The following is a 22,163-nucleotide window of genomic DNA, read 5'->3' as shown; positions in this document are numbered from 1 at the left end:
GTTAAGGACGCAGTGCTTATAGCACTGTGTCCTTTTTTACAGTATTGTTTGCCAAAAAGAGATTTAAAATTATATAATTTTAAATGTATATGATAAAAACTATATTAGTCCATAGAGGACAGAAAGGAATTCTCCTTGAGTAAACCTAATAAAAGTACAAGCGTTCCCCAGCTGAGCAAACAAGAAAAACGGCGGGTAGAACAGGAGCAGCAAAAGCAGAAAACGAGAATCTTAATTATCAGTTCAATAGCTTTAGTAGTCATTATTTTTGTTGGATTGTTTATGTTAGCCTCGAAAGATGCCACAAAAAATGCCACATCAGGAGAACCGGTAGCATTCAATTACAATGAGCTGCCAAGGATCGGTAAAGAGGATGCACCGGTTAAACTTGTTGAATTTGGAGATTTCAAATGTCCAGCTTGTTCCCAATTTGCTACTTCAGTTAAACCGCAAATTGTTCAAGATTTTGTCAATGAGGGGAAAGCAGCGCTCTACTTTGTAAATATGGCTTTCGTTGGTCCAGACTCTGAGACTGCCTCACTTGCTGCATTATCTGTATATCATCAGAATAATGATGAATTCTGGAAGTTCTATGATGCTGTTTATGCACAACAAGGTGAAGAGAGCGAAGAATGGGCGACTGAGGATTTCCTAGTAAGCCTTGCGGAGAAAGAGAAGCTAGCTATTGATTACGAACTACTTCGTAAAGATATCAAGGAACGCACATATGCAGATGAGCTGAATAATGGCATTCAGTTAGCTAGCGAAGCAGGTATGACTACTACGCCTTCACTCTACATTAATGGAGAACCGGCAGACGATCCTTTCGACATTGAAGCGATTACAACTGAAATTAACACCGCCGTAAAAGCTGTGGAGGTAAAGTGACAAAGTCCCTATCTTTCTGCAAGCGTAACTGCCTGTATCTCGCCTGGTTTGTATCACTAGTTGCTGTCGCCGGTAGCTTATATTTGAGTGAAGTATTGAAATATGAACCCTGTAAGCTCTGCTGGTTCCAGAGAATTTTCATGTATCCTCAGTTAATCCTACTGGGAATCGCGACGTTTCGAGGGGATAAACGCATCATCCCTTATGTACTTCCATTAAGTCTGATTGGTGGCAGTATCTCAATCTATCATTATGCGGAACAGAAGATTCCTGCGTTAAGTAAAGTCCTTCCTTGTACGATTGGTGTTCCATGTAATAAGGATTACTTAAACTTTTTCGGATTCATTACGATTCCTATCCTTGCGTTAATTGCTTTTGCTTTAATTAGTATTTTGCTTTGGTACGGACGCAAGGAAGAAGAAGTGTTGGAGTTAGAAACAGAGGAAAACCTAGGATTTTAATTTCATACTTTGTAGATACAAAATATGTGAAAAGGTATTAAAGACACGGGGCAGAGGGATAATTGAAGAGAATGAAAGAGAGCATCCAATTAGACGCTATATTTGCGCTTATTGGATGTTTTTTCATTCTTTTTTCATTTTTTTCAACGCTTTACTGTATACACTTTGTAGACTAATATTAGACCTTGTGAGAAGTTGAATATGCGCTGAATTTTCTTAGGAAAAACGGGGGAACCAAACTTGGCATTTATGCCAAAGGGGTGAATCGGAATGAGTCGATTGGACTTGTACCGTAGGGCTATATACCACAGCCCGAATCCGCCAGCTAACCTCGTAAGCAAGGTGGAATAATGACCATGCATAGCATGCGGATCATTTCCGTATGCTATTTTTAGTGTCTGCATTTATGAAATCCACCAATGAAAACAGCGCGCGGAATTTCCGTTTCTGCTCTCAAAGAAAGGAACTGTATCCACAATGGTAAGCAAGGTAAAACGACTATTGATCGGGCGTCCGATGAAGTCGAACGAACTCGATCATGAAAAGTTATCCAAGGTGAAAGCACTGGCTGTCCTGTCTTCTGATGCGCTCTCGTCTGTAGCCTACGGAACGGAACAAATTCTGATTGTACTGGTGGCTGCGGGGTTTACTGCCATCTGGTATTCCCTGCCAATTGCATTAGCCGTATTGGGCCTGCTGGCCATTCTGATTTTATCCTATCGGCAGACGATTTATGCTTATCCGCAAGGAGGTGGAGCTTACATCGTAGCCAAGAGTAATCTTGGCGTTCCGACAGGTCTCCTAGCAGGAGGGTCTTTACTGGTGGATTACATTCTGACCGTAGCTGTTAGTGCTTCGGCAGGGACGGATGCGATCACATCTGCTTTTCCAAGTCTTCATAATCATACTGTTCTCATTGCTGTATCTGTTATCATTCTTCTAACTATAATTAATCTTCGCGGAGTTACAGAATCGGCTTCATTCATCGCAATCCCAGTGTATTTGTTTGTGGTTTCGATTGTAGTTCTGATTATCTCCGGTGTTATAAAATATGCACTAGGCGGCGTTCATGCGAATGTGCCTGAAATAGGTGCCGCTGTATCCAATGTTAGTTTGTTTCTGCTGTTAAAAGCTTTTAGTTCTGGCTGTTCGGCACTTACAGGTGTAGAAGCCGTATCTAATGCGATTCCAAACTTTAAAGCACCAGCTGAAAAAAATGCAGCCAAGACCTTAATGATCATGGGAATCATCCTTGGCTTTATGTTTACCGGTATCACACTGCTGGCGTATTGGTACGGAATAGTACCTGACGAAAAGGCTACCGTTGTCTCGCAGATAGCTGAATCGACCTTTGGTCGCGGCACCTTGTACTTTTTTATTCAAGGTATCACTGCAGTGATCTTGTTCTTGGCAGCTAATACGGCTTACTCAGCGTTCCCACTACTCGCATTTATGTTTGCAAAAGACAAATATATGCCACATGCTTTTATGGTCCGTGGTGACCGTCTGGGTTTCTCTAATGGTATTATTTTTCTAGGTGTTCTTTCTGCCGTGCTTGTAGCTGCATTCCACGGAAATACAGAAAGCTTGATTCCTCTTTATGCGGTAGGCGTGTTCATTCCTTTTACATTGTCACAGCTTGGAATGATGGTTCATTGGTTCAAAACAAAGCCGGCGGGATGGCAAAGAAGATTTGTTGTGAATACCATCGGTATGCTGACTACATTGACTATTACGCTTATTTTTATCATAACTAAATTCTCGAGTGTATGGATGGCATTCATCTTCTTACCTGCTGTAATGTTCGTGTTCTACCGTATTCACAAGCACTATTTGAACACTGCAGATCAGCTTCGTATATGTCCTAATACCGATAAACCTTTGATTAAAGGAAGCACAGTTGTTGTCCCTGTTGCCGGTGTAACACGTGCTGTACTACATTCCATCAGCTATGCGAAGTCTTTGACAGATAATGTTGTGGCTGTGTATGTAGGCTTTGATGAAGAGGACATCCATAAGATGGAGCAACGGTGGGAGGAATGGAATCCAGGTGTACGCCTGATTGTACTTCGTTCCAGATATCGCAGTGTAATTCGTCCGTTAGTGAAATTTATTGATACTGTAGAGTGGAAGACTGCAGCGACGGATCATATCACTATTCTAATTCCACAGTTTATTACTAAGCATTGGTGGCAAGCCGTGCTTCACAATCAGACCAGCTTTTTAATCCGCTCCTATCTAATGAATCAAAAAGATGTTGTGGTAGCGACTGTCCCTTATCATTTGAATAAATAATGGATCATTTAGGAGAGGCTATATCCGGAACATTCGGAAATAGTCTTTTTTGTATTTTTTTAGAAGGAAATTGTTGTAAATCCACAAAATTTAAAATTTATATGTTGACATAGAGAATGAGAATCAATATCATTTAAAAGTGAGACAGAGGTAGTCAACACCTTTGAAAACAAAAGCGTGTACACACTAGGAGGGTATTTAATGTTTTCGTTTAACAGAAAAAGATTTGGAAGCATGAAATTAACGATGATCGGATTAATGGTGATGGTGCTATTTTTATCCGCTTGCGGTAATAATAATTCCGGAAACTCTTCAAACGCAGGAACAGAGCCAACGACAGCGCCTACGGCTGAAGCCACAGAAGCTCCCGCAGCGCCTAGAACGTTAACTGATGCAATGGGACATGAAGTGACTATTCCGGCCAATCCACAACGTGTGCTGGGTTCTTATTTAGAAGATTCTTTGGTAACACTAGGGGTAACTCCAGTTGCACAATGGTCAGTGCCTAATGGTGTTCAGGATTATCTGTCTACTGAATTGAAGGATGTTCCTACGATCAGCTACGACCTTCCGCTGGAGGCTGTAACCAGCTTTGCGCCGGATCTAATTCTCATTCCATCAGAGTCTTCTGTACAGAATGGCATTTATGATCAATTGAATAAGATTGCGCCTACTTATGTTATTGGGGATGAATTAAATCAAGATTGGCGTAAATCGCTGCTTAAGATCGGTGAAATTCTGAACAAGACCCCTGAAGCAGAGAAAGCCATTAAAGATTATGAAAATAAAGCGGCTGCAGCGAAAGAAAAGCTTAGTGGAGCTATTGGACAAGAGTCTGTGGCGATTTTATGGTTGGTGCAAAAGAACTTCTATATTGTAGACGAAACTCGCAGCAGTGGAGCTGTGTTGTATACAGATCTTGGAGTCACTCTTCCTAACCTAGTCACAGAGATTCCAGCAAGAACAAGAGCAACTTGGAATCCTATTTCACTTGAAAAGTTGTCTGAGTTGACAGCTGATCATATTTTCTTGGTGAACAGTGATAAATCTGAGGGTTCAGAAATCTTGGATAGTGCAATCTGGAAAGGCATTCCGGCTGTAAAAGCTGGAAACGTACATGAAATGAGCTCAGCAAGCAGCTGGCTATACAGTGGTGCGAATGCTGGCACCAAAATCATTGACGATGTATTGGAAAACCTTGTGAAATAAGAACTTGTAATTCACCGGTGATGAGCTTTTCATTTCGGTCTGAAAGTGCGTGCAGATTAAGTATCTAAGGATACAAAGATCTGCACCATTTTTTTATAAACCACTCTATCATGCGTTAAATCTGTTCCTCCATTGTACATAATAAATATTTTTGCGATAATGAGAATGATTGTTGTTATCATCTAAATCGTTGTAACTATCTAATAAGGAGACGACTTATGGTTCCACCCTCAGAATTCGCACACAAAAAGATGAATCAAGAAACGGAAAAAGCTTTACATTCACGGCCAGCAGCTGCTATCAGTATCATCATTTTTGGCCTTGTTACCATAGCCTTTGGACTGGCACTTTCAGTCTCCCTAGGTGCGGCAGATATTAAGTTAGCCACGGTATGGGAAGCCATATTTCGATTTAATCCAGATCTTCAGCAGCATCAAGTGATTAGAGAACTACGATTACCTCGTGCTATAGCTGGTGCCTTGGTCGGTGCTTGCTTTGCAGTAGCGGGGGCTATCATGCAGGGAATGACACGGAACCCACTTGCGGATTCAGGTCTGCTCGGATTAAATGCAGGGGCGGGTGTAGCGCTGGCATTAGTGTTTGCTTTTGCACCTTCGCTTTCTTTCACTTCTCTCATGTTGTTTTGCTTTATCGGTGCAGCTGTAGCCTCATTGATCGTGTTCGGAATAGGGTCTATCTCCTATAGTGGCCTAACACCCTTACGGTTGACTCTCGCAGGCTCTGCAGTCAGTGCACTGCTAGTCGCCATTAGTCAAGGCGTAGCAATCCTCTTCAACTTATCTCAAGACATAGCTTTCTGGTTAGCTGGTGGAATGGGAGGGGCAAGCTGGACTCAGATAAAAATTATATTCCCTTGGGTTGTGGTGGCATTAATCGCAGCCCTGATGTTATCTCGATCGGTCACGTTACTTAGCTTAGGAAAGGAAGTGGCAGTTGGACTGGGGCAGCGGACCAGATTAGTACAGATAGCTTGTATGATTGTTGTAGTCATTCTAGCAGGAAGTGCAGTCTCGACCGTTGGGCCTGTTGCTTTTGTAGGACTTATCATTCCGCATGTTACCCGTTACTTGGTCGGTGTAGATTACCGTTGGATTATTCCTTGCTCGGCAATCCTTGGGAGCTTATTGATTATATTTGCGGACATTGCCGCTAGAATGATTAATGCACCTTATGAGACCCCGTTGGGAGCTTTAATCGCCTTAATAGGTGTACCATTCTTTATTTACTTGGCGAGCAAACGGAAGGGGGAGCTATAATGCCTAAATTTACCCTAACTCCGTACGAAAAAGAACGCCGAACACGAGGAATGACAGTGTTATCGCTGCTTGCTATATTGATCATCGTAGTATTTATCGTCAGCATGAATACTGGGTTTATGCGTCTGTCACCACTAGAAGTACTACATACTCTAATGGGTGATGGAACACATCAGCAAAAGCTTATTTTATTTGATTTCAGATTACCACGTATAGTAATTTCATTGTTAGTCGGAGCAGGCTTTGCAGTTTCTGGATGTATCCTACAGAGCCTATCGCGTAACGCACTTGCTGAACCAGCTACGCTGGGAATAAATGCTGGAGCTGGTTTTGCGGTGATCATCTTTATCTCCTTCTTTCCCGCAACAACAGCAGCACCCGTATTTGTACTCCCGCTATTAGCGCTTGGTGGAGCTAGCTTAACCGCAGCCCTAATCTATATACTTGCTTATCGGAAAGATGATGGTCTGTCCCCTACGCGGCTGATACTCATCGGGATTGCAGTCGCTGCAGGAATCAATGCAGTTCAACTTGTTTTGTCTTTAAGGCTTGATCCTAATAACTATCAGTTTGTAGCTACGTGGATCGCTGGAAAAATATGGGGTGGAGATTGGAGATTCGTTCTTGCTCTACTACCCTGGATAGTGATTCTATTGCCGTTCTCTTTCTATAAAGCACGGATACTTAATGTATTAAATCTTGGTGATCATACCTCATTAGGACTTGGAATGCGATTGGAAAAGGAACGCATCCTGCTTCTTGTTACAGCTGTAGCCCTTGCTGGCTCTTGCGTCGCTGTAAGTGGTGGTATTGGCTTCGTCGGTCTAATCGCTCCTCATCTGGCGCGTAGGCTTGTAGGCCCCAGACATCAAGTGTTGTTACCTGCATGTGCTTTGACAGGGGCACTGCTTATGATTACCGCCGATACGATCGGAAGATGGGTGTTACAACCTGCGGAAGTACCAACAGGTATCGTGGTTGCGATCATTGGCGCACCTTACTTTTTATATTTGCTCGCCAAATCAAAAGCGTAAAACAAAGCAAATGCTTACGAAGTGAGTTTTACTATGTAGTCTAATCAAGGAGCCATGCTCCGTAAAACTTTAAAGGAGTTGTAAATCATGTCAGAACGTTTAAATACAAAAGAGTTAAGTATTGGGTATGCGGAAGCTACAATAGTTAAAGGATTGAACTTGTCCATTCCAACAGGGAAAATTACAGCGCTTGTTGGAGCGAACGGTTCCGGTAAATCAACAATCCTCAGAACCATGGCGCGGATTATGAAACCTAAGAGCGGTAGCGTGATGCTGGACGGCAAATCGCTCCATAATTTCTCTACAAAAGAGGTCGCTCGGCAGCTTGCGATTTTACCGCAAAACCCGACGGCTCCTGATGGTTTGACGGTGTCTGAGCTGGTTAGCTATGGCCGTTTCCCACATCAAAAAGGGTTCGGCACGATGACAGCAGAGGATCGTAGTATTATTTCCAACGCTATTTCCGTCACTGGAATGGAGCCTTTCCATGATCGACCGATTGATCGTCTTTCTGGGGGACAACGTCAGCGTGCTTGGATCGCTATGGCATTGGCACAAGAGACAGACATACTATTCCTAGACGAGCCAACAACATTTCTTGATATGGCCCATCAGCTTGAAGTGCTTCAACTTCTACAAAAACTGAATGAGGAAGAGGGACGTACGATTATCATGGTGGTTCACGATCTAAATCATGCTACTCGCTATGCGCAGCATATGGTAGCTATTAAGTCCGGTAGTGTAATTAGTGAAGGCTCCCCTACTGAAGTCATGACACCAGATGTGCTTCGCGAAGTATTTGGAATTGAAGCAGATATTGTTCCTGATCCACGTACGGGTGTGCCGTTGTGTCTTCCTTACGAACTTGCTGCGTATAAAGCAGTGTAATTATAGTAAATACAGTTTATTAAGCGTGGGAGTATAATCAGTTATAGTGGCTGCAAGAAGATTGTCTTTACTTTATGCATGCCTGCTGATTGTTCCGCTTCAAAATAATGTTTATAATTTACGATAACAGGCTCCCGTCATTGACAAGGGAGCCTGTTCGTTGTTACAGTTGTGTTTGCCTACAATTCCATGATAACTACTTAAGTATAAACGTTCTTATATTTAAAAATAGATCAAGGATCATCATTTATACATGATTAAAGGAGCATGAAACATGAATATTGACAAAATTCAAGATGACCTGCAAAAGCTAATGACTACAGGAATAGTGAAGAGTCATGAGAACTTAAAAGATCACGTGTACACCAAAATGGGCGGAAAAGCTGATATTTTGGCAGCACCAGCTACTTATGAGGAAATACAAAAGATCGTTACATATGCTGAACAGAATGGGATAACCCTTACGGTACTTGGGAACGGCTCCAATGTGATTATTCGTGATGGTGGTGTGCGTGGTATTGTTCTGCAAACGGCAGGACTAACCGAAATGGGAATTCGCGACAATCTCTTCTATGCTCAGTGCGGTGCCAAAATAATTGATGTTTCCAGATATGCACTGGATATGGAGCTTACGGGTCTTGAGTTCGCCTGTGGCATTCCTGGAACAGTTGGTGGAGCGCTTTACATGAACGCGGGGGCTTATGGCGGAGAAGTAAAAGATGTGCTGCATAGTGCGCTGGCTATAACTAAGACCGGACAATTGGTTACTCTACAAGGCGATGAACTGCAATGGGGTTACAGAAAAAGCGTGTTCGCAAGCGGCGAGTATATCGTTCTTGAGGCCAACTTTGCTATGACTTCCGGTGATGCATTGACCATCAAGGCTAAAATGGATGAATTAACTTATTTGCGTGAATCGAAGCAGCCACTTGAGTATCCATCTTGTGGTAGTGTGTTTAAACGTCCTCCAGGTCGGTTTGCAGGTCAGTTAATTCAAGAGAGTGGCTTACAGGGAACAAGAATCGGTGGTGCTGAGGTATCCAAGAAGCATGCAGGGTTTATTGTAAATGCAGATAATGCAACTGCCAGCGATTACATTGGGCTAATTCACCATGTAAGAGCGACTGTGAAAGATAAATTCGGAGTGGAGCTAGAAACTGAAGTGGAGATCATTGGAGAAGAGTAATAATTGAAATCTAAAAGAGTCTGCAGATTACGATGCAGGCTCTTTTTTTGGTACGCCCAGCATGGGCGTCATCTTTAGGGTGAAAGTCCCGAACGGGGGCTGGCGAGCGCCTACCGTTAGCCAAGGGCAAGGGTGTCCACCGTGAGGTGGAATCTGAAGGAAGCCGGAGGCAAAAGCACGGGCCAAGGTACACGAACTGGATTTGAGGCTGTGTCCGTCGGATGAGTCACCCAAACATGACGAAATCCAGAGCCGCCAAGGGCGGACGCGGTAAACTCCAGTGGTCGCGGGCAGACAGATGACGTTCTTATCTGGGGAGGCCTGTCAGGTAAGCAAGGAAAAAAACTTGTAACCGTAGCCGAGAGGCTGCGCTGAACTGGCAGGAGTCAGCAGAGGCCATAGTACGTAAGCTGTTGCAACAGTTTACGGAAGGGCTGAACCGAAAGGAGAGAGGAAACGATGCGTTCGCAGGAAGAGCAACGACAGCAGAATATCTCGCAAGAGAGCTTGCGGCAAAGAGAAGCGGTGAAGCCGTTAGGGTATGCCGGAGCGCCGAGTTCTTCGTCGGCACAAGTCGCCCCTCCCTCTCGCGAAGACCAGAACAACTTGCTGGAGCGAATGCTCGAAGGAGATAACCTTCGGCTCGCCTACAAACGAGTGGTGCAAAACGGAGGAGCACCCGGAGTGGACAATGTAACGGTAGCGAATCTACAAGCTTACTTGAAAACACATTGGGAAACGGTGAAAGCCGAGCTTCTAGCGGGCGCCTATAGACCTGCGCCAGTCAAACGGGTGGAAATCCCCAAACCCGGAGGCGGTGTACGGCTGCTAGGCATCCCGACTGTAATGGACCGATTTCTCCAGCAAGCCCTTCTACAAGTCATGAACCCGATCTTTGACGCGCAATTTTCTTGGTATAGCTACGGCTTTCGCCCAGGGAAGAGTGCGCATGATGCAGTCAAACAAGCCCAAAGATATATCCAAAGCGGTCTTAGATGGGTGGTAGACCTGGATCTGGAGAAATTCTTTGACCAGGTGAATCACGACATGCTGATGGCAAGAGTCGCACGGAAGGTGATGGACAAAAGAGTACTGACACTGATCCGTGCCTATCTGAACGCCGGAGTCATGGTGAAAGGAAAACGAGAGCGTAGCTGGGAAGGAACGCCACAAGGTGGTCCGCTCAGTCCGCTCTTGGCGAACATTTTGCTAGATGATTTGGATAAGGAATTGAGTGGACGAGGGCTGCGATTTGTACGCTATGCGGACGACTGTAATATCTTTGTAGCGAGCAGGCGAACGCGTCATGGAATCGGTAAGTCGGTTTGTAGAAGGAAAGCTGAAACTGAAAGTGAACCGGGAGAAAAGCGCGGTGGCCAGACCTTGGCACCGGAAGTTCTTAGGGTTCAGTTTCTTGAGTCAGAAACAGGCGACAATTCGAATAGCACCGAAGAGCCTCTTAGCATTTAAAGAACGGATTCGCGAGCTAACGAACCGAACATGGTCCATTTCAATGGAAGAACGGATTGGCCGACTGAACCGCTATCTGATGGGGTGGCTGGGCTATTATCGTCTAGCTTCGGCAAAGACGCATCTCCAAAGGCTGGACCAGTGGATACGGAGAAGACTCCGAATGTGCTTGTGGAAGCAATGGAAACGAGTGCGCACACGAATCCGAGAACTCCGGGCACTAGGGGTTCCAGAGTGGGCTTGTTTTAAGATGGCCAACTCGAGGCGAGGCGCATGGGAAATGTCCCGGAACACGAATAATGCCCTTCCGACTTCCTATTGGGAAGCGAAAGGGCTGAAAAGTTTGCTTTCATGTTATCTGGAACTTTGTTAACCTTTTGGAACCGCCGTATGCGGACCCGCAGGTACGGTGGTGTGAGAGGACAGGGGCTTACCGCCCCTTCCTACTCGATTCATAATAACATGTTGTTTAATCCGCTGAAAGGGTGTATTTAGCTCGATCTGTAGTTATTTCCGCCTTGCGATCACCTATGTCCTCAATACGAAGCCCGTCAATAGCTAAGTCATAGGTGGAGTGTGGTAGCGATACTAGCTCACCATCGGCGTTTAAAGTGCTGCCAAATCCTTTTAATATTAATGCACTCCCTAGATAATCATCGATAACATCATCCGCACTCCGAAACTCAACGGCCTCCAAATTAAAATGGATTTTATCCAGATCACGAAGCTCTTTCTTTTCAATAACAATGGTTTCATTTACATGACTGTTAATCCAATCCATAAGTTTCTGTATGCTTTGTTCCATAAGATGATCCCACCCTTACCTCGAAGATTATTATGTTTAAGTTACCCTTTTCTTTAAATTTGAATCCATATTTTTTCCACATCTCAGCGTTAAAGAACACAGGAAGGTACTAAGGAATAGCGAATGTTACAGATTAGCAACAACAGAGATAATCCCCTACAACCAGAATAAGGATAGAAAGAAGTTAACTATTCGGAAAAGGTGGTAGTGCCATTGATTCAGCTAACCGAGGTCTCAAAGTATTATCAAGAGAGGTGTGTGGTTGATCGAATTACGTTCACGGTGGAGAAGGGAGAGGTCTTTGGATTCCTAGGTCCTAATGGTGCTGGGAAAACAACAACAATGCGCATGATGACGGGTCTTCTTCAGCCTACAACAGGTGAAATATTAATTAATGACATGAATATTTTACAGCATAAAAAAGAAATCCATGCCCAAATTGGCGTTGTTTTCGAGCTTCCCAATCTGTATATGCGTTGTTCTATCCGAGATAATCTGGAACTGTTTGCTGATCTGTATGGTTTACCCGTAAAGCGAGTGAATGAAGTGATGGAGACCCTCCAACTGTTAGACAAGGAAAAAGCTAAGGTGAGTAGCTTGTCCAAAGGTTGGAAGAAGCGCGTCCTAATCGCCAGAGCATTATTACATAAGCCCCAAGTGTTGTTTTTAGATGAGCCTACCAGTGGATTAGATCCAAATTCAGCTTCACTCATTCGTAATCACATCAAGAGAATTCAAGAAGAAGGCACAACCATTGTCTTAACGACACATGATATGCACGAAGCAGAGGAATTAAGCGATAGAGTGGGTATTATGCATGCTGGCGCATTGGTGGCACTCGATGAACCTCATAGACTTAAGTCCATTTATGGTAAACCAGAAATTGAAGTTAAATATCAACTGGATAGGGAAGTTGTTATGGAATCCTGGCTGATAGCGAAAGAATCTACAAAAGATCATATTTATCAGCTAATGTCTACTAATCAAATCTTAAGTATGCACAGTAAAGAGGCTTCACTGGCAGATGTATTCGCTGCCCTGACGGGAAGTGAGTTAAGTTGAGTTATCCATTATGGAAGCTATTTAAGCATGAATGTAAGGATATACTTCGTAATCCAGCGACTGTGATTTTAATTTTTTTACCTATATTTATGGCTAAGGTAATCATCACAGTAGTAGACAAGAGTGGTCTTGATTTCATGCTTCTTTCTACTTGGATATTGTTTGCGCAAGTAATGGTAGGGATAATGATTACCGGCCCAGGATTAATTGAGGAGCGAGAAAGTAAGACTTTTGATGCGCTGTTGATCACACCCTTAAGCAGAGATCAGATCATTGCTGCTAAGGGCGGAGCAGTGCTTGTCTGCTCATTATTTTCTCAAATGATTGTGTTTGTAATAACCAAAGGGATCAGCGATTTATTACCTATGCTTTTGTATATGGTATTTGGTGGAATTATTTTTGTACAAGTCAGAATTATCATTGGATTAAAGGTAAGTTCCTCCAAGAATGGTTCAGCCATCAGCTCCGTATTTATGGTTGTTTTTTTCTTGGTAGCTTCTGTGTACGTCGCTCTTCCGGAATGGACCTATCCGATCTTTACCGTTCTGCCAAGTATTGAAATCGTTGAGAATTTGAACAGTATTCTTAATGGAGAAGGATTATTGCTCGTAGAAAGTCTGCTCTTGCTCTTGTGGATTGTGGTGCTTTCGGTCTGGATTTGGAAGACGGGTAAAGAGTAGAACTTGTCAGGAGCGGGCTCCCATGGTATAGTTCAAGACGCAATATGTTTTAAGAAGAAGTCTGCACGGATTGTGCAGGAGAGGTTCGCGAACTCCCTCTATAAAAAACTAAGAGTATATTAAACGTATAAGCGGATGCTGTCCTTAAACCGGATGCTGCCTTCGTTTCTTCTTAGTAGAGCCAAGTTTTCGAAATCTCGTTCTTCTTTCCATTACCGGCCAAGGCCGAAGGAAAAGAGAGGGGTTTTTTGTCGTGTCAGATGGAAGATTGAAAGAGGAAATGCAAGAAGTCACTTTGCTTGGTAATCAGGGAACACAGTACAAGTTTGGTTATGATCCAGCTATTCTTGAGGTGTTTGATAACAAGCATCCTGGGCGTGATTATTTTGTTAAATTCAACTGCCCTGAGTTCACTAGCTTATGTCCTGTAACAGGACAGCCGGATTTTGCCACACTGTATATTTCGTATATTCCTGAACAGAACATGGTGGAATCCAAATCTTTAAAGCTGTATCTGTTTAGTTTCCGTAACCACGGTGACTTTCATGAGGACTGTGTCAACATTATTATGAATGATCTGATCTCACTGATGGACCCACGTTACATTGAGGTATGGGGCAAGTTTACTCCGCGTGGAGGCATATCGATTGATCCTTATTGCAACTATGGAAGACCGGGTACGAAGTATGAGGCGATGGCGGAGCACCGCTTAATCAATCACGACCTCTATCCGGAAAAAGTGGACAATCGCTAATCCCAACATGTTGATAAGGAGAGATTTAGATGAATAAAAAAGCACTCGTTGTATTCAGCGGCGGACAAGATAGCACGACTTGCCTAGTTTGGGCTTTGAAGCAATTTGAGGAAGTGCAGGTAGTTACCTTCAATTATAATCAACGTCATGCGGCCGAAATCGAAGTTGCAACGGAAATAGCCGCTAAGTTTAATGTAAAACAACATATTCTTGATTTAGGGTTGCTTAACCAGCTTGCGCCGAATGCACTTACCCGTCAGGATATTGATATCGTTGCTGGCGAAGGCGATGAGCTTCCTAGTACGTTTGTGGACGGACGAAATCTGCTGTTTTTATCTTTTGCAGCGATATTGGCGAAGCAGTTGGACTATTCCCATATTGTCACTGGTGTCTGCCAAACGGACTTTAGTGGGTATCCGGACTGCCGTGATGTTTTTGTAAAATCATTGAATGTTACGTTGAATTTATCTATGGACTATGAGTTTGCGATACACACTCCTTTGATGTGGCTGGATAAAAAAGAAACGTGGAAGATGGCCGATGAACTGGGTTATTTTGATTATGTTTGCGAGCACACACTGACCTGTTATAACGGTATTATTGGCAGTGGTTGTGGAACTTGTCCGGCTTGTCTATTACGTCAGCGTGGTCTTGAGCAATATGAGGCGGAGAGAACGGAGGTCGGTTCTTAATGCTTAACGAGGTCTCAGTCTGCAAAATATTTACGTTCGATGCGGCGCATCAATTAATTGGTCACAAAGGGAAATGCAGCAATCTGCACGGACATACTTATAAACTCGAAGTAGTACTTAAGGGCAAACCTGTGGCTGTGGAAGACCATTCTGACGAAGGTTTTGTTATTGATTTCAGCGATATCAAAACGACAGTGCAACAAAGCCTTGTAGATCGAATAGATCACGCTTTTCTTGCTATGGGAAATGAACCTGTGTTAGAAACGTTAACGAATACGGGCTCCAAAGTAGCCTTGTTGTCTTTCCGCACCACAGTTGAGAATATGTCCTCATATATTGCCTTTAAGCTTAAGCAAGCAGGGCTGCCTTTGTACTCTGTAAAGCTATGGGAGACACCAACCTCCTGGGCAGAGGTGCTGGCTGAAGATATCCCTGAAGATGGGCCATCTTACCGGTTGTATGGGGGCTGTGACTGTGAGTAAGATTCCCGTAATTGAAATGTTCGGTCCCACCATTCAAGGTGAAGGTGCGGTAATTGGGGTGAAGACGATGTTTGTCCGCACCTATGGCTGCGATTACCGCTGCGGCTGGTGTGACTCCGCTTTTACCTGGGATGGTACTGCTAAGGATAAGGTTCGAATGATGGAAGCGGTTGAAATCATGAATGAACTATTAGCTTTAGCTGGGGATAATTTCGACTGTGTTACGATTTCAGGCGGTAATCCTACCTTGATTGGTGAAGGAATGGGTACTTTCATTAACCTGCTACATGAGCGAGGAATAAAAGCCGCTATAGAAACTCAGGGCAGTAAATGGCAGGAATGGTTCAATGACGTGGATGTGCTGACCATCAGTCCGAAGCCACCAAGCTCAGGGATGACGACGAATTGGGAGATGCTAGATAACATCATGCGTAGGATGGAGAATCTGGGACGTTCCACGCATAGCTTAAAGGTCGTTGTGTTTGATGATAGGGATTTTGATTATGCAAAAGAGATCCACCAGCGATATCCGGATGTGCAGCTCTTTCTGCAGCCGGGTAATGATGATGTCACGGAAGAGGGTAACATTTCTTCTCGACTTCTGGGAAGGCTGGAGTGGCTGTTTAATAAAGTAATCGAGGACCCAAATATGAATAGAGTGCGTGTACTTCCACAGTTACATGCTTTAATCTGGCATAATAAGCGAGGCAAGTAAAAAAGGTTTGAAATGGAGCGGGTGTCTGCTTAGCAGATACCCGTTTTTTGTTGAGAGGAGTCTTTAAATAGGTAGATAGAATGTCCCATAATCTGGTATGATTTTCATAAAAGTTGTAGGAGGTACCTAATGGGAAATTCAACTGCACTATTAATTATCGATGTTCAAGAAGCTATGTTCTCCTATCCTGATCAAAAGCTGTACGATGAAGAGGATGTAATGGAGAGAATTATTTCCCTTCAGAACAAAGCTAGGCTGGCAGGTACTCCAATAGTTTATATTCAACACACCGAAGATGATGAATACACAAAAGGTACACCCACATGGCAGATCAGTCACCGCATCACACCGCAGGAAGACGAAGTTATTGTGGAGAAGCCTACGTGGGATGCTTTTCACCGAACCGAACTGCAAGATGAGCTACAGAAACTCGGGATCACGAATCTGGTGATTTGTGGGATGCAAAGTGAGTTCTGTCTAGATACGACCATAAGACGCGCTTACAGCATGGGATATAAAAATGTGCTGGTTTCAGATGCTCATAGCACCTTTGATAACGGGGTTCTAAGTAGTAGTGAGATCGTTAAGCATCATAATGCGGTAATCGGAGGGAGATTCGCCCAGTTACGAGCTGAAAGCGAGGTTCAGTTCTAGATGAATACACCTCAAGCTGCCATGAAACCTATTCAGCGTTCTCGACTTAGACTATTTGCCGGAAAGCGGTATTTTATTTGGAAAAGATACTTGAAATGGTGCACTAGCCGCAGTAAGGTAGCGAAGCAGCGCACTAGTGATATTTTATCTTATGAGGCAATGAATCACGCTACACCATTATTAAGAAGTCTTCGGAATGTAGATATGGTGCTTCAATACAATAAAATAACTAATTTACGGCTGGCGATCGCGAAACTGGATGGACTCATGGTACGTCCGGGGGAGACTTTCTCTTATTGGAGATGCATCGGTAAGCCCAGTAAACGAAAAGGCTATTTGGATGGGATGGTGCTGCATTATGGGGGCTTCCATTCTGGAGTTGGCGGAGGCTTATGCCAGTTGTCCAATCTCATCTACTGGATGACACTGCATACACCTCTTACAGTAACGGAACGTCATCGGCACAGCTATGATGTATTTCCAGATGAACAGCGTACACAGCCATTTGGAAGCGGGGCTACCTGTTCTTATAATTATTTGGACCTTCAAGTGAAGAATAACACGAATCAAACGTATCAATTAAAGCTCTGGCTGGATGATAGCCATTTGCATGGGGAATGGAGATGCGATGAGCAGTCTCTTTATGAATATGAAGTGTATGAAAGTGACCATAGGATTAGCTTGGAGCCTTGGGGTGGATATATACGTAGCAATCGGATTAGTCGAAAAGTATATACACGTACCGGCGACCTAGTTGGAGAGGAAGCTGTAACGGATAACTATGCGCTTATGATGTATTCCCCGCTTCTTCATGGATAAGAGCAATTTGATATTACGCTGTACCCATAAAGCATATACTCTCGTCAGAAATGACATTGCTTATGCTTTTTTTAGTGAAATTTAATGAAAATAGATGCATTTTTTCACGGTCTGCGTTAAATTAACATATGTGACTTAAGATAGTGAAAGGACGCGTACCATGTGAAGCTTAAAAAACCACCACTTCCTATTCCCATTTTAATGTTGATTGGGATTGTGGCTATCTCTTTTTCTGCCATTTTTATTAAATGGTCTGCAGCACCAGCATCTGTACAAGGAATGTATCGGCTTCTGTTCACCTCACTGCTGATGTTGCCTTTTGCAAGACCTTACAGTGGAGCTGCGTTCGCTCTTCGTAAAAAAGACTGGATCATGCTTATGTTCTCAGGCGCTATGCTAGCTCTACATTTTTTGCTTTGGATGGGCTCTTTGAAGTATACTTCGGTAGCAAGTTCAACGATGATCATGGCGCTGGAGCCAGTGTTTATTATGCTGGGCGTTTATTTTTTGTATAAGGAAAAAACGGCTGTGTCTGCTATTCTGGGGCTGAGTATTGCTATTGGCGGAGTAGTGTTTATCGGCTGGGGAGATATTGGTATTTCTGCGGATAATCTGAAAGGTGATTTGTTATCGGTTGGAGGAACAGTAGCGGTAGCTGTGCATATGCTTATCGGTCAAAAGCTTGTAGTGCGCATGCCCTCATATTTGTATAGCTTGATAGTGTTCTTGTCAGCGGCTGGTGTGTTTGCCATATACAATCTGATTATGGGGATTTCCTTCTTCAACTATCCTGCGAATGAGTGGGGAATCTTCCTATTGCTTGCAGTGGTACCTACGGTATTCGGCCATATTTTATTTAATTGGCTACTACAGTATGTATCCGCAACTACGGTATCTATGAACATCTTAGGCGAACCAGTGGGGGCTAGTATCCTTGCTTATTTGCTCTTAGGAGAACAATTAACTGCGCTACAATGGGCAGGTGGACTTTTGGTTATGTTTGGACTGGGCGTATATTTGTATGCTGGAAGAAAGAAAACGATTCAGGTGGCAGATGCCATTCAGAATGCTTCATAACAGATATTTTAATCATAAAGGGGTCGCAAGGTATGGAAGAACAAGATCAAATTGTAGATCAGAATACTGAAAAAAACACAGGGCCAACGAGTGAGGAACTATGGAACGAAGACACGTACACAGCTTGGGTTGCTCGATTTGGTACACCGTCAGAGGCAGCAGCCAAGTTAATCAAGGAACCAAGTGCAAAGCTGTACCCGCTCTCTACTTATTTTGGAGATGTGCAGGGTAAAAAAATGATGAATCTTATGGGATCAAACGGAATGAAGGCAGTTGCACTGTCATTACTTGGGGCGGACGTAACGGTTGCCGACTTCTCGGAAGCTAATGCGCGTTATGCGGCTGATCTTGCACAAGAAGCGGGTATTCAGCTTACCTACATCGTATCGGATGTTCTTAAGCTTCCAGATCACGTGCTCGACGGTTCATATGATATCGTATTTGCGGAGTTAGGGATTGTACACTACTTTACCGACCTTGCACCGTTCATGGAAACAGTCCGTAGATTGCTATCTCCTGACGGGGTATTTATTCTTAGGGATTTCCATCCTGTGACGACTAAGCTTATTTCGTCCAAAGGATCTACTGCTAAGGTTCGCAAGCACAAAGTTAGCGGTGACTATTTCGATACGACATTGGAAGAAAAAAAGGTCTCGTACTCTAAGTATTTGCCTTCCACAGGTAAACCAGTAGGTGAACAGGAACATAGCGATGTATATTGGCGCCGCTGGACACTTGGAGAAATTGTAACAGCTGCTGCCAGTTCTGGACTTGTGATCCGCCAATTAGTCGAAGAACCCAATCTATCCTCGGACGTTTATGATAAAGGAATACCAAAGACGTTCACCTTGGTGGCCGGAAAGGGTCTGTAATAAACATATGCGCTGAACTGAGATTGTCTCGGTTCAGCTTTTTTGTGAATATAAGAAAGTATATATTTTACGCTATACATTATCCATATATTTCTCGCAGAAACGGCTGCACCATCCCTGAAAAGACGGCGCAGCCGTTTCTGCTTGGTTCAAAACATAAAATTTTAAACGTTTTTGCGGAGAATATTCCATTACATTGGAAAGTTATAGGATATACAATAATTTTACATTCAAGATTGAAAGCGATTACTTCATAAAAAAGCATTCATAAATTTGAGGTGGATATCAAATGGACGAAGTATTGCTCCGTATGGCGGGAATCGATAAATTTTTCCCAGGTGTTCATGCATTGAATCAATGTCAATTTGAACTGAAGCGTGGAGAAGTTCATGCATTAGTTGGAGAAAATGGTGCAGGGAAGTCTACCCTGATGAAAATTGCAACTGGTGTCTATTCCAAAGATGCGGGTCAGATGTGGTACAAGGGATCAGAGGTGGAAATAGCCAATACCCGTGCTGCGCAGGAACTTGGAATCAGTATTATCCATCAAGAATTGAATTTAATGCCGCATCTTACAGTGGCCCAAAATATATTTATTGGTCGTGAGCCGCGTAAGGCACTGAAATGGTTCGTTGATGATCAGGAGCAGAATCGTAAGGTGCAGGAACTGTTTGATCAGATGAACCTAAAGTTGGATCCGAAGACTTTGGTCTCAGACCTGACTGTCGCTAATCAGCAAATGGTTGAAATCGCCAAAGCATTGTCCTTCAATGCGGAAGTACTGATTATGGATGAACCAACCGCAGCGTTGACAGATACGGAAATTAACGAGTTATTCCGTATGATCGAGCAGTTACGACAAGAAGGGGTAGGCATCATATACATCTCTCACCGAATGGATGAATTGAAACGGATCTCAGACCGCATTACAGTCATGCGTGATGGTTGCTATGTGGATACCGTTCGGACGGATTCGGTAACAATTGATCAAATTATTAGCATGATGGTCGGTCGTGAACTTTATCAAGCGTCAAAGCCGACAATATCGAAACAGACACAGCAAGTTGTATTAGAAGTTCAGAATCTATCCAGTGGGCAATTGTTGAAGGATATCAGCTTTCATCTGAATAAAGGTGAGATTCTGGGTTTCGCTGGATTAATGGGAGCTGGACGTACTGAGGTTGTTCGCGCCGTATTTGGGGCTGATCCTATCGATAAAGGTGAGATTAAGCTGCATGGAAATACGGTTCGTATACGACAGCCTCATCAAGCGGTGCAGCATGGTATTGGCTATTTGTCCGAAGATCGCAAACGCTACGGACTGCTTGTAGATATGGACATTAGCATGAATAATGCGATTGCTTCCTTCTATAAATTCCGTAATGCATTCGGATGGATGAAGGATCGGGAAATGCGAAAGTCAGCGGAGCAGCATGCAGAATCACTAGCAACCAAGACTCCAAGTATAAGCCAAAAAGTCAAATTCTTGTCCGGTGGTAATCAGCAAAAAGTAGTTATCGGTAAATGGTTGACGAGAGACTGCGATGTGCTGATCTTCGACGAACCGACACGTGGTATTGATGTAGGGGCGAAAAGTGAGATCTATAAGTTGCTTGATCAGTTGGCGAGCGAAGGAAAAGCGATCATTATAGTCTCCTCAGATCTCTTAGAGATTCTAAGAATGAGTCATCGCATTATTGTCATGTGTGAAGGACGTATAACTGGAGAACTAATCGCAGAAGAAGCATCGCAAGAAGCAATTATGAAATACGCGACGATGCGTTCATAATCGTTCAAGAGTTTATCGGAGGTGTCAAGGTTATGAGGATCGCAAATAAAGTGATTAGCCAACCTATCGGCTCGAAGCAAACCGGGGGGCAATCAGGATTCAAACAAAAATTATTGGCATTCGCAAGTTTGATCATATTGGTCATCGTATTTTCCGTAGCATCAAGTAACTTTTTTCAGTTCTCTAATCTAGTGGGTATTCTCGTCTCTACAGCTGTAATCGGAGTATTAGCGCTAGGAGCAACCTTTGTAATTATTACGGGTGGAATCGACCTAGCTTTGGGAACTGTGATGACCTTCTCCTCGGTGATGGTTGGTGTCATCATTACATTCTGGGGACTACCCGTTCCACTTGGAATTCTAGGCGGGATTCTAGCGGGTGCACTGTGTGGATTTATAAGCGGTTTGATGGTGGCGAAGATGAGTATTCCGCCCTTTATCGCTACTCTAGCGATCATGATGGTTACTAAGGGATTGTCACTTGTCATAACGGGTGCCAAGCCGATTTATTTCAATGATGATCCGATATTTGCCAAGATTGCAATGGGCAAGATGATCCCTGGCATTCCTAATACCATCGTAATCTTCCTATTGCTCGGTGTTATTGCAAGCGTCATCTTATCGAAAACAATTATTGGACGCTATAACTTTGCACTTGGCAGCAATGAAGAAGCGACTCGCTTATCAGGTGTGAATACGGTCAAATGGAAAATTGTGATCTATACCATTACAGGGATCTTCAGTGGAATCGCTGGTATCCTGATGGCATCCCGACTTAATTCAGCCCAGCCGTCACTTGGTACTGGTTATGAGCTTGAAGCCATAGCAGCCGTTGTAATTGGAGGTACATCTTTAAGTGGGGGCGTCGGTTCTATTCTGGGTACGATTATCGGTGCACTGATAATGAGTGTACTGACAAATGGCTTGCAGATTATGTCCGTTGCACAGGAATGGCGAACAGTCATTGTTGGTGTAGTCATCATCATAGCAGTATATGCTGATATTCTGCGCAGACGGAAGCAATGAACGAGGTATTATCTCCATATGGAGTGATA

At 43.6% G+C, this 22,163-nt stretch carries 21 protein-coding genes, 1 pseudogene and 2 riboswitches; of the genes and pseudogenes, 21 read left to right on the top strand and 1 reads right to left on the bottom strand.

Features of this window, described 5'->3' with window-relative positions:
- Window positions 1–135 precede the first annotated feature (135 nt).
- The 9 genes and pseudogenes from MHH52_RS15230 to ltrA all read left to right on the top strand — a co-directional run bounded on the left by MHH52_RS15230 (window position 136) and on the right by ltrA (window position 11,081).
- On the top strand, window positions 136–888 hold the full coding sequence (locus MHH52_RS15230; protein WP_313641090.1) for a DsbA family protein: 753 nt from the start codon (window positions 136–138) through the stop codon (window positions 886–888).
- Window positions 885–1,349, top strand: a complete 465-nt coding sequence (locus tag MHH52_RS15225; RefSeq protein ID WP_340003435.1) for a disulfide oxidoreductase — start codon at window positions 885–887, stop codon at window positions 1,347–1,349. The genes MHH52_RS15230 and MHH52_RS15225 overlap by 4 nt, the downstream gene beginning before the upstream one ends.
- Window positions 1,350–1,543: 194 nt before the next feature.
- A riboswitch (cyclic di-AMP (ydaO/yuaA leader) is annotated at window positions 1,544–1,703 on the top strand.
- A gap of 123 nt (window positions 1,704–1,826) precedes the next feature.
- On the top strand, window positions 1,827–3,644 hold the full coding sequence (locus MHH52_RS15220) for an APC family permease (protein ID WP_340003434.1): 1,818 nt from the start codon (window positions 1,827–1,829) through the stop codon (window positions 3,642–3,644).
- A gap of 201 nt (window positions 3,645–3,845) precedes the next feature.
- Window positions 3,846–4,853, top strand: a complete 1,008-nt coding sequence (locus MHH52_RS15215) for an iron-hydroxamate ABC transporter substrate-binding protein (protein WP_340003433.1) — start codon at window positions 3,846–3,848, stop codon at window positions 4,851–4,853.
- Between the two features lie 251 nt (window positions 4,854–5,104).
- A complete protein-coding gene (locus tag MHH52_RS15210; RefSeq protein ID WP_340009668.1) occupies window positions 5,105–6,130 on the top strand; it encodes an iron ABC transporter permease in 1,026 nt (341 codons plus the stop codon).
- Entirely contained in the window at window positions 6,130–7,164 is a 1,035-nt protein-coding gene (locus MHH52_RS15205) for an iron ABC transporter permease (protein WP_340003431.1), read from the top strand. Before MHH52_RS15210 ends, MHH52_RS15205 begins: the two co-directional genes overlap by 1 nt.
- A gap of 87 nt (window positions 7,165–7,251) precedes the next feature.
- The gene (locus MHH52_RS15200; protein ID WP_340003430.1) at window positions 7,252–8,052 is read left to right on the top strand and encodes an ABC transporter ATP-binding protein; all 801 of its coding nucleotides are present in this window, start codon (window positions 7,252–7,254) and stop codon (window positions 8,050–8,052) included.
- A 274-nt stretch (window positions 8,053–8,326) separates the two neighbouring features.
- Entirely contained in the window at window positions 8,327–9,238 is a 912-nt protein-coding gene (gene murB / locus MHH52_RS15195; RefSeq protein WP_340003429.1) for a UDP-N-acetylmuramate dehydrogenase, read from the top strand.
- Between the two features lie 459 nt (window positions 9,239–9,697).
- A pseudogene (gene ltrA / locus MHH52_RS15190) lies at window positions 9,698–11,081 on the top strand (group II intron reverse transcriptase/maturase).
- 96 nt (window positions 11,082–11,177) lie between these two features.
- On the opposite strand, the gene MHH52_RS15185 reads toward ltrA, so the two are convergent.
- Complete coding sequence (locus MHH52_RS15185) at window positions 11,178–11,513, bottom strand: hypothetical protein (protein WP_313641495.1); 336 nt, start codon at window positions 11,511–11,513, stop codon at window positions 11,178–11,180.
- Window positions 11,514–11,726: 213 nt separating this feature from the next.
- Here MHH52_RS15185 and MHH52_RS15180 point away from each other — a divergent pair, with 213 nt between their 5' ends.
- From MHH52_RS15180 to MHH52_RS15125, 12 genes are all read left to right on the top strand, one after another.
- Entirely contained in the window at window positions 11,727–12,575 is an 849-nt protein-coding gene (locus MHH52_RS15180) for an ABC transporter ATP-binding protein (protein WP_340003428.1), read from the top strand.
- Complete coding sequence (locus MHH52_RS15175) at window positions 12,572–13,255, top strand: ABC transporter permease (protein ID WP_340003427.1); 684 nt, start codon at window positions 12,572–12,574, stop codon at window positions 13,253–13,255. Before MHH52_RS15180 ends, MHH52_RS15175 begins: the two co-directional genes overlap by 4 nt.
- 74 nt (window positions 13,256–13,329) lie before the next feature.
- Window positions 13,330–13,373: riboswitch (PreQ1 riboswitch) on the top strand.
- 162 nt (window positions 13,374–13,535) lie between these two features.
- Window positions 13,536–14,009, top strand: coding sequence for a preQ(1) synthase (gene queF, locus MHH52_RS15170; RefSeq protein WP_340009666.1), 474 nt, complete (start codon window positions 13,536–13,538; stop codon window positions 14,007–14,009).
- Window positions 14,010–14,038: 29 nt separating this feature from the next.
- Window positions 14,039–14,701 (top strand): 7-cyano-7-deazaguanine synthase QueC, encoded by a 663-nt coding sequence (gene queC / locus MHH52_RS15165; protein WP_340003426.1) that lies wholly within the window; start codon window positions 14,039–14,041, stop codon window positions 14,699–14,701.
- Window positions 14,701–15,183: a 6-carboxytetrahydropterin synthase gene (locus tag MHH52_RS15160; RefSeq protein ID WP_340003425.1), complete on the top strand. Its 483-nt coding sequence runs from the start codon at window positions 14,701–14,703 to the stop codon at window positions 15,181–15,183. The genes queC and MHH52_RS15160 overlap by 1 nt, the downstream gene beginning before the upstream one ends.
- Entirely contained in the window at window positions 15,176–15,898 is a 723-nt protein-coding gene (gene queE / locus MHH52_RS15155; RefSeq protein WP_340003423.1) for a 7-carboxy-7-deazaguanine synthase QueE, read from the top strand. Before MHH52_RS15160 ends, queE begins: the two co-directional genes overlap by 8 nt.
- Before the next feature lie 129 nt (window positions 15,899–16,027).
- Window positions 16,028–16,552, top strand: a complete 525-nt coding sequence (locus tag MHH52_RS15150; RefSeq protein WP_340003422.1) for a cysteine hydrolase family protein — start codon at window positions 16,028–16,030, stop codon at window positions 16,550–16,552.
- The gene (locus MHH52_RS15145) at window positions 16,553–17,371 is read left to right on the top strand and encodes a VanW family protein (RefSeq protein WP_313641501.1); all 819 of its coding nucleotides are present in this window, start codon (window positions 16,553–16,555) and stop codon (window positions 17,369–17,371) included.
- A gap of 162 nt (window positions 17,372–17,533) precedes the next feature.
- On the top strand, window positions 17,534–18,448 hold the full coding sequence (locus MHH52_RS15140; protein WP_340003421.1) for a DMT family transporter: 915 nt from the start codon (window positions 17,534–17,536) through the stop codon (window positions 18,446–18,448).
- A 32-nt stretch (window positions 18,449–18,480) separates the two neighbouring features.
- Window positions 18,481–19,320, top strand: coding sequence for a class I SAM-dependent methyltransferase (locus MHH52_RS15135; protein WP_340003420.1), 840 nt, complete (start codon window positions 18,481–18,483; stop codon window positions 19,318–19,320).
- Window positions 19,321–19,609: 289 nt separating this feature from the next.
- Window positions 19,610–21,109: a sugar ABC transporter ATP-binding protein gene (locus MHH52_RS15130; RefSeq protein WP_340003419.1), complete on the top strand. Its 1,500-nt coding sequence runs from the start codon at window positions 19,610–19,612 to the stop codon at window positions 21,107–21,109.
- 32 nt (window positions 21,110–21,141) lie between these two features.
- Window positions 21,142–22,134, top strand: coding sequence for an ABC transporter permease (locus MHH52_RS15125; protein ID WP_340003417.1), 993 nt, complete (start codon window positions 21,142–21,144; stop codon window positions 22,132–22,134).
- The last annotated feature ends 29 nt before the right edge of the window (window positions 22,135–22,163 follow it).

The sequence above is a fragment of the Paenibacillus sp. FSL K6-0276 genome, from assembly GCF_037977235.1.
In the GTDB taxonomy this organism is placed as follows: Bacteria; Bacillota; Bacilli; order Paenibacillales; family Paenibacillaceae; genus Paenibacillus_AQ.
The sequence above is the reverse complement of the archived record's forward strand: the minus strand, read 5'-3'. Positions and strand labels throughout refer to the sequence as shown.